The sequence below is a fragment of the Coleofasciculus sp. FACHB-712 genome (assembly GCF_014695635.1).
In the GTDB taxonomy this organism is placed as follows: Bacteria; Cyanobacteriota; Cyanobacteriia; order Cyanobacteriales; family FACHB-T130; genus FACHB-T130.
On sequence record NZ_JACJOQ010000052.1, the window covers coordinates 1 to 7,986 of the forward strand.

Below are 7,986 nucleotides of genomic sequence, written 5' to 3' on the forward strand. Positions count from 1 at the left end.
ATAGCATTGGCAAAAGATTGAGTTAATTTATGTTTCAAGCTACTCGTCGGCGATTAGCTATTTGGTACACGGCTGTTACAGCGGTACTGCTACTGCTATTTGCTACTGGGGTTTATTTGTATGTCCGCAACACGCTGATTGAGCGCGTGGATGACACGCTCAATCATGTAGTGGAAGTGGTGCAGCGATCGCTCGTGATTGAAACCGCCCCGAATGGCAGTTCATCCGTCAATGTTGAAGCAAGTTTTCGCAACGATGCAGAAGCCGCTGAAGACGACCACATCGACCTAGAGTGGTTTAGCCCCACAGGTGAATTACTCTGGTCAACTCTCTCCGAACCTTTAGATATTCCCATTCATCTCAACCGCACTGGTGAAACCGTGCCGGTCGTTCGGGCTTCCTGGCAAGGGATATTAGACTCGGAATTTTGGTCTTCGACCAGGGAGGCAACGAAGGACTCCAAGCTGCTTTTGCGACAGGTGACGCAACGAGTGCAAATGGGGCGTCAGGTACTAGGATATCTGCGGGTCAGCCATCCTTGGTTTGAGGTTGCCAAACCGACTCGCTTGTTGATGGTTGATTTGATTTTTGGCACCGGACTAATGTTGATTTCTGTGGCGACTAGCGGCTGGTGGCTTTCCGGTTTGGCGATGGAACCCGTGAGAGAGTCCTACCAACGGCTTAAACAATTCACCGCTGACGCCTCCCACGAACTGCGGAACCCGATTGCCATGATTCAAACGAATGTGCAGGTGGCGCTGGACGATCCCGACCTGATAGCGGCATCTGGGGCGGCACCTATCCATTACCGACAACAGCTGAAGGTTGTAGAACGGCTAACCAGGCGTTTAGGGCGTTTGGTGGACGATCTGCTATTTCTGGCGCGGCAGGATAGTGGCATGAAACAACGCACTTGGGTTCAAGTTCACCTTGATGCCTTGTTGATGGAGGTGATTGAAGAACAACAGCTAGTCGCTGCGGAGAAAGGTGTCAAGCTATCTCTCGATTTTGGATTGCCAATTTTAAATATGGGAATGATTGAGGAAGAAAATCTCCCCTCTCAAATCCCAAATCCCAAATTTGAAGAGGATGCCTTTGCTATTGAAGGTGACTGGGATCAGCTGGCGCGTCTCTTCACAAATCTGGTTAGTAACGCCCTGCAATACACTCCAGCAGGGGGTAAAGTTGATGTGACATTGCAATGGGTCGATACCATGAATCGCCTCGCCACGAAACGCCACGGGATGCCCCATCTGCAAGTCGGAGTCAGCGACACTGGCATCGGCATTCCAGAGTCGGCACTGCCCCACATTTTCGACCGATTCTATCGAGTCGATCCAGCTAGAACTCATATCGCAGGAAATACAACGGTAACGGGATCTGGATTAGGGTTAGCGATCGCGCAAGCAATTGTTGAAACGCACCAAGGTCACATCCAGATTGAAAGCATTCTCCATCAAGGTACAACCGTTACCGTCACTTTACCGGCAGCCACAGAAGAATATTAGGAAGGACAAATTCATTCATCTTTCATCCCTCTTCCTTCATCCTTCCGAAGACTCTACTTTAGAAATGCTTCCCCTGGCAGATGCAGGGATCAAGCTTGACCTACTAATTTCTTGAATAGCGGCTAAGGCAATTTAGCCAAATTTAGACCCAAAAGTGGTTTTGAGACTCTCTTTGAGTTTCAATTGCTCTACTCGTTATATACGAGTCCTTTCTTATGGAAAGTTTAGGGCAAAGCGCCACGTTTACTAAATCCAACATTCAAAATATAAGGAGATTCTGATGACAATACCCTTAAGAGAAGATGTTGCCTACATTTTACTCAAAAAAATTCACGAAGGTGACAGCGAACCGGGTAAGCATGAAGTAGCCTTCACGGCGGCAGACTTCGCTGGTAGACAAGTCACAGAAACCGACCTGATGGGGCACTTAGATTATTTAAATCAAAAGCAGTATATCGATGCTGAATTTACTGGCAATGCTTACGCTAATCAGGAAGATACCACGGATGTCGTTAATCCGAAAGAGTTCGACTTCCGCATTGCCAATTCCTACGATCCCTCTGATGGTTTAGCACCTCATCTAATTAAATTTAAAAGTGCCAGACTGACCGAAAAAGGGCAACGCCTGTTGGAAAAAATGGAGGAAAACCCGCCAGCAGCCCTTAAGGAAGGTCCTGTGGTTCCCATTGCCACAAAAGATATGCCCTTCCTAGAGAAAGTGATGTTCAGGGGCGAACTGGAAGATATCTTTGATGCTAGAGATATTAGCGAGGTTGTGTTCCGTACCATGCGGGATATGATGACGAATGAAGCCGCCGATCGGGTGACTTCTGAACTGCATGAACCAGTAGAACCGACAGAAGATAAGGCGCTGCAAAACGAAATTGCTGACTTGTGGCAGGATACCAATCCAATTGTCCATTTCCTTAGCCGGATTCGTCCTCCCCTGATCATTAAGGCTGATACTTTTCTATTCCGGATTCGCCAAGAAGCAGGTTTGCCGCAAGGGGTAGAACCGGAAATGGCAATTAAGGCTGTGTTCTCGGCGACAAAAGATGAATTGTCCGAAGAACGGATTCAGGAAATTGCTGGCTTCTTACCCGACAAAATTAGAGAACTCTGGGAGCAAGCCTAACTTTTTGAAAAAGGCAAAAGTAAAAAGAGCAAATTCTTTACTTTCGCCTTTAACTGACTAGAATTTAAATCTTTTTTTGCTGCCCGACGAGTACCAAATTGCTGAAGTCGGGCAGTATAAATGCTTTTAAAAAACTGAATTAAAGGAGAATCAATCATGATTCACAAACATCAGCCAATCAAAAAAACACTAGCGTTAGCAGGCGCGATTTGCGGGAGTTTGCTCTTTGGCTTACCAGCGCTGGCTCAGATGAACTCGGCTCCAGGGGAGATCGACCAACCGCGCGATACTCGCGATCGCCTGATGCAACCACCCGCAAGTGGCGATCGCATCATGCAACCACCTGCAAGTGGCGATCGCATCATGCAAAATAACTCCACTCCTAACAATGTCAACCAATTGCAGAATAACGCTCAGGGTGCTTCGCCGCTAAATCCTTGTCCTAGCATTTTCTACGAATCTAGATACATTCAAGCGGGCATTCGTCCTCCCGCAGGTTGCCCAGCCGCTCCGCCACTCCAGCCAGGTTCTGCGACTGAGACAACATCCCCAGCGCTGCCAAGACCGGGCGCTGAGACGGCACCCCCGACACAACCGGGTGCTGTGATTCAAGCACCAGCCCCAGAACAGCTACAATCTCCCGCTTCTAACGTGATGCCCATGAACGGGATGGTGAATGTCAGGCTGATTAACCAAACTGGCGATCCCATTACTTACCAGGTGCTGGGCGATACCAATCAGCGAAGACTACCGGGTAGAGATAATATTACGCTCCAAGGCTTGAAAACCCCTGTAAATCTGACCTTTCAACGTCCGAATGGGGCACTGTTGAGAGTCGTTCCCCAAACATCAGGTGAACAAGGAATGTTAGAGGTGGTTTTGGAAGAAACAACGGATCTCAGTGTTGACAAAAATGCCATGACTATCCAGGAAAACGGGAATGTCTTGCTGAACTAACCGTTTTAATATTTCCATAATTAGAAATGTAGGGATGCAAAGCTTTGCATCCCTACATTTCTCTTTTGATTCAAACGCTTTATCTAATCCGAATTTGAGCCAAATTGTTGAGCAAAAGTGCTTCTTCCTGCTCATCCCCAAGGGTACGCGCCAAAACGATCGCTCGTTGGTAGAAGGTCCGCGCCGTTACTGGGTTGCCACTGACCTGATAAAGTTGGGCAAATAACCTGAGCGATTCTAGTTCTTGCCGCAAATTTTGCGATTCCTGAGCCAAGGTTAAGCGGCGATCGAGCAGTTCAAAACCCTCCTGATACTGCCTAAGCTTGCTGTAGACGACCAGCAGACCATCAATCGCTCGATATTGAGTTGAGCGATCGCGTATTTGCCGACCCAATCTCAGCGCTCCACGGTATGAAATCTGAGCATCCCGATATTGATTGAGTGCCAGATAAGCATCTCCCAAATTATTCACTGTATTCGCCTCGCCCAGCGGGTCTTTCCCCCGACGCCGAAAAATCAAGGCTTCTTCGTAACGTTTAATCGCTTGCAAATAATCGCCGCTATTTGCCGCCGCCAATCCTAGATTACTTAGCGACAGTCCTTCCCCGGCTTGGCTGTTGATGCTTTGGGCAATTGCCAGTGCTTCAGAAAAGCTTGCTGAAGCTGCCTGCACGGCACCTCGTTGTAGTAAAACAGTGCCGACGTTATTTAAGCCATAAATCTGCCCCTGGAAGTCTGGTTCGTCGCGGGCAACCGCCAACCGGCGTCGCAGGGCATCTTCCGCCTCAAAGTAGCGTCCCAAGCGGGCGTAAGTAAGACCTAGATAATCGTATGTCTGACCGATTGCCTGCCGATCGCCTATTTGTTGGTAAATATCCAGTGCTTGTATCCAGTAGGGAATTGCTTTTGCCAGGTTCCCTCTCTGTTCCTCCTGTGCGCCCAATCGCAGCAGTCGGTCAGCATCTTCCCTCGCATATCCTTGGGTGCCATTGTTCAAGGGGATACTGAGTTGTTGGTCAATACTAACGGCTTTGGCACTGCTCGGCAAGTAAAAAGTAAACAGTAAAAAGATAAAAGAAACAGAAAAGAATCTCAATTTATTAGCATTGTTCTCTTTTATTTTTTGTGCCCTATTTTTGCCTAGTTTAGCGAATGCTGCAAACAACCACCCTCGCTCCTCATAACTCATAGCTAATCGCTCCACTTGCCTCTTGCTTCTCACCTTTTTGTTGCTTAGCTGCTCCTACCAGATAAATTGTGCGAATATCCTCTGGTAAAGAAGCTTCTAACAGTTGATACCCTTCTTGGAGCTTGACTTGAACCTGTGCGGGAGAAATTGTTTCTCCCTCTGCCTGGAGATAAGCGGCAATCCGCGTATGACTCCAGTTAAAGGTCTGCGCCATCAGCACCATCAATCGCAGCATCGGCGGGAATCGCTCCAACGCTTGTTCGACATAACACCACAGGGGCGGGGAAGCCGCTTGTAGGTTGTAATGAATTGACTCCACGGGCGGCAATTCTGCCTGGTTGATACATACAGCAGTAATGTTGATCAGCCAGTTCTGGAACGTTAGCATCCCAGTCCCGCTAACATCGCGCAAATCCAGTCCGCCTAGCTCAAAGTAGATGTGCCGCCAGGTGAGGGCGAAGAGGTAGTCTGCTTGTACAGGCGATCGCGCCAAATGCTGAATCAGGGTATAAACAATCGGACTATAGCGACTGAAAAGCGCTACGAAGAAGCGCCCCTGCTCCGGATGGCGCTGAAACAAAGTCAGTAATTCCTGATCGCTGTAATGAAACAGCGATTTGACAATCGGATGATTGCTTTCAGGGAAATGAGGAATTTGCACGATTTTGAATCACTTACTGGAGTCATTCTATCCAGGAACGATCCCTAATATATCTAGTGTTTTCAGGAATGGAAATGATACTTGTATTTTTAGTCGGTGGGAAGAGTGCCAATCGCCCTTTATTTTTTTAGCTGATGCGATCGCTTCAGTGCGATGAATGGAGTAGCGATCGCGCTCAACAAACTCCCCTCTTTCTGATTATCTTTCTCATTTTGCAAAGGCAAGATACCCGACTTCTAGAGAAGTCGGGTATCTGAAATCGTAGCGATCGCCTTGTCTCAGCATCGAGCTGGATGACTTGCAGCGTCAGTTTTATTAACTTCGGCAGACTTACAGAGTATTTTAGAGACTCGTTTAAGCTTGATAGAATTAAATAGCGCTCTTGACTGCTTTACAGTCAAAGTGTTATGTGCAACCGTAAGTTTAGTTTTCAATAGAGTTCTTCAAGCCTTGTAGGTTCATGGTTCTAGCAGCAATTGATACGATTTCTCTTCTGCCTCAGCTCGTTCATTTAGGTGCTTTTTTCCCTGAATTACCTCTAGATGGTCTTTTGTCTACTCAAGGCATCATGGTGATGCTCTTGGCAGCCTACGCCGGTGCTATGTGGATGTTTCTCACCAGCGCCCCAAAAGTCCATACCGTCATGGTGTCCGATTTAGACACGGCGCGACAGTTTTATGAAGGCTTGCTAGATTTGCCAGTCGCAGAAGTGCCGCTGCACTACTACTACAACTACGAGCAAACATTGGGAGCTACTGCCATCGATCCGCTTTATCTCTCACCCACGTTGGGAGGAAGCACTGCTACCCAAAAGCTGAATGGTACGGAAGGTTTATGGTATCAGCTCAAGAAGAACACCCAACTGCACGTAATTTCTGGAGCCAGTTTGGGGAAGAAAAACCAGCAGCGCCACGTTTGTTTTGACCACGATTGCCTAGAGATGGTGCTGATGCGGGTGCAAATGCGGGGCGTCAAGCACAAAATTCGCCGCGACAAACCATTGAATTTTTTGGTAAAAGATTTGGATGGTCGCGTGATTGAAATGGCAGAAGTATCGAATTAGCGATCTTGACCTTTCCTTAACTCCTCCCTATTTCTCCCGAACCCTCCCCTTGTAGAGGAGGGTTCGGGAGAAATGTTTGTTAGTGGGAAAGAACAGGAAGAAATTTTTGGATTTTTTGGTTCTTTTTAATTCTCCCCTTCCATAGTCGGGAAGGGGCAGGGGTTAGGTTGATTCTGGGGTAGCGTCGGATTTTTCGGGTTTGAGGAGAGGGAAAGCGATCGCATCCCGAATGCTGGCACAATCGGTTAGCAGCATCACTAAGCGGTCAATTCCAATCCCTAAACCACCTGTCGGCGGCATTCCATACTCCAGCGCTGTCAGGAAATCTTCATCCACGCCTTGCGCTTCCAAATCTCCCGCTGCCTTCCGCGCCGCTTGCGCTTCCAGTCGTTCACGCTGATCGATAGGATCGGTTAATTCTGAGAAACTATTTGCCGTCTCCCGTCCGACAATAAATAGCTCAAATCGCTCTACCAATCCTGGTTTCGAGCGGTGCGGCTTAGCCAGGGGAGAAATTTCCACCGGATAATCCAGCACAAACGTCGGCTGAGTCAGATTCGGTTCGCATTTTTGCTCAAAGGCTTCGTTAAGGATTTTGCCAATCGATTCGCATTCTTCTGCGCCTCCGATACCTGCATCACTTGCTGCTGCTTTGGCAGTTTCCAGCGTTGGGAAAGCGGTAAAATCTAAGCCAGTTTGCTCCTTCACTAAGTCGTGCATGGTCACACGACGCCAAGGCGGTGTTAAATTAATCGGCTCGCCTTGATAAGTAATTTCCAGCGTCCCTAGCACCTCTTGCGCCACAGTGGTAATAATTCCCTCCGTTAGCGCCATCATGTCCTGATAGTCGGCGTAGGCTTGATAAACCTCAATTGTGGTGAATTCGGGATTGTGGCGAGTGGAAATCCCCTCATTCCGGAAAATCCGCCCCAGTTCAAACACCTTCTCAAATCCACCCACAATCAGCCGCTTCAGATGGAGTTCTGTGGCAATCCGCAGATACAACTCCATATCCAGCGTGTTGTGATAGGTGATGAAGGGACGCGCATCCGCACCGCCAGCTTCTCCTTGTAACACTGGCGTTTCAATTTCAATAAAGCCGAGTTTATCCAAATAGCGGCGAATTCCGGCGGTAATGAGAGCGCGGCGTCGGAAAGTTTCTCGCACTTCCGGATTGACAATCAAATCCACGTAACGCTGACGGTAGCGCTTGGCGACATCCGTCAATCCATGCCACTTATCCGGTAAAGGCAGCAGCGACTTGGTGAGAATCGCGTACTGCTTGACGTAAACCGATAGCTCACCCTTTTCCGTGCGTTTAACTGTCCCCTTGGCTCCCAGAATATCCCCGGCATCCGTTAGATCCTTTAGGTGTTTAAAGGCATCCGGGACATCCGCCATCCCTTCATCGATTCTTTTCTTCTCCAGATACAGCTGAATCGAGCCAGTTTCGTCTTGCAAGGTAAAGAAGGC

At 48.3% G+C, this 7,986-nt stretch carries 7 protein-coding genes; 4 read left to right on the top strand and 3 right to left on the bottom strand.

Annotated elements, in window-relative coordinates; genetic code table 11:
* Nucleotides 1–29: 29 nt before the first annotated feature.
* The 3 genes from H6F50_RS01040 to H6F50_RS01050 all read left to right on the top strand — a co-directional run bounded on the left by H6F50_RS01040 (nt 30) and on the right by H6F50_RS01050 (nt 3,600).
* Nucleotides 30–1,508 (top strand): HAMP domain-containing sensor histidine kinase, encoded by a 1,479-nt coding sequence (locus tag H6F50_RS01040; protein WP_190425348.1) that lies wholly within the window; start codon nt 30–32, stop codon nt 1,506–1,508.
* Nucleotides 1,509–1,788: 280 nt separating this feature from the next.
* Nucleotides 1,789–2,643, top strand: coding sequence for a DUF2267 domain-containing protein (locus tag H6F50_RS01045; protein ID WP_190413454.1), 855 nt, complete (start codon nt 1,789–1,791; stop codon nt 2,641–2,643).
* Between the two features lie 156 nt (nt 2,644–2,799).
* Entirely contained in the window at nt 2,800–3,600 is an 801-nt protein-coding gene (locus H6F50_RS01050; RefSeq protein WP_190425351.1) for a hypothetical protein, read from the top strand.
* Nucleotides 3,601–3,679: 79 nt separating this feature from the next.
* On the opposite strand, the gene H6F50_RS01055 is transcribed toward H6F50_RS01050, so the two are convergent.
* Entirely contained in the window at nt 3,680–4,789 is a 1,110-nt protein-coding gene (locus tag H6F50_RS01055; protein WP_190425354.1) for a tetratricopeptide repeat protein, read from the bottom strand.
* Entirely contained in the window at nt 4,779–5,450 is a 672-nt protein-coding gene (locus H6F50_RS01060; protein ID WP_190413460.1) for a sigma-70 family RNA polymerase sigma factor, read from the bottom strand. Before H6F50_RS01060 ends, H6F50_RS01055 begins: the two co-directional genes overlap by 11 nt.
* Nucleotides 5,451–5,910: 460 nt before the next feature.
* Here H6F50_RS01060 and H6F50_RS01065 point away from each other — a divergent pair, with 460 nt between their 5' ends.
* Complete coding sequence (locus tag H6F50_RS01065; protein WP_190413462.1) at nt 5,911–6,513, top strand: glyoxalase-like domain protein; 603 nt, start codon at nt 5,911–5,913, stop codon at nt 6,511–6,513.
* A gap of 162 nt (nt 6,514–6,675) precedes the next feature.
* Here the strand turns inward: H6F50_RS01065 and lysS are convergent.
* The coding region (gene lysS / locus H6F50_RS01070) for a lysine--tRNA ligase (protein WP_190425357.1) at nt 6,676–7,986 on the bottom strand (1,311 nt) is incomplete at its 5' end.

Excerpts from the sequence above, each read along its gene's own strand:
- H6F50_RS01045 (WP_190413454.1), top strand. The coding sequence starts at position 1,789 with ATGACAATACCCTTAAGAGAAGATGTTGCCTACATTTTACTCAAAAAA.
- H6F50_RS01065 (WP_190413462.1), top strand. The coding sequence starts at position 5,911 with ATGGTTCTAGCAGCAATTGATACGATTTCTCTTCTGCCTCAGCTCGTT.
- H6F50_RS01050 (WP_190425351.1), top strand. The coding sequence starts at position 2,800 with ATGATTCACAAACATCAGCCAATCAAAAAAACACTAGCGTTAGCAGGC.
- H6F50_RS01055 (WP_190425354.1), bottom strand. The coding sequence starts at position 4,789 with ATGAGTTATGAGGAGCGAGGGTGGTTGTTTGCAGCATTCGCTAAACTA.
- H6F50_RS01040 (WP_190425348.1), top strand. The coding sequence starts at position 30 with ATGTTTCAAGCTACTCGTCGGCGATTAGCTATTTGGTACACGGCTGTT.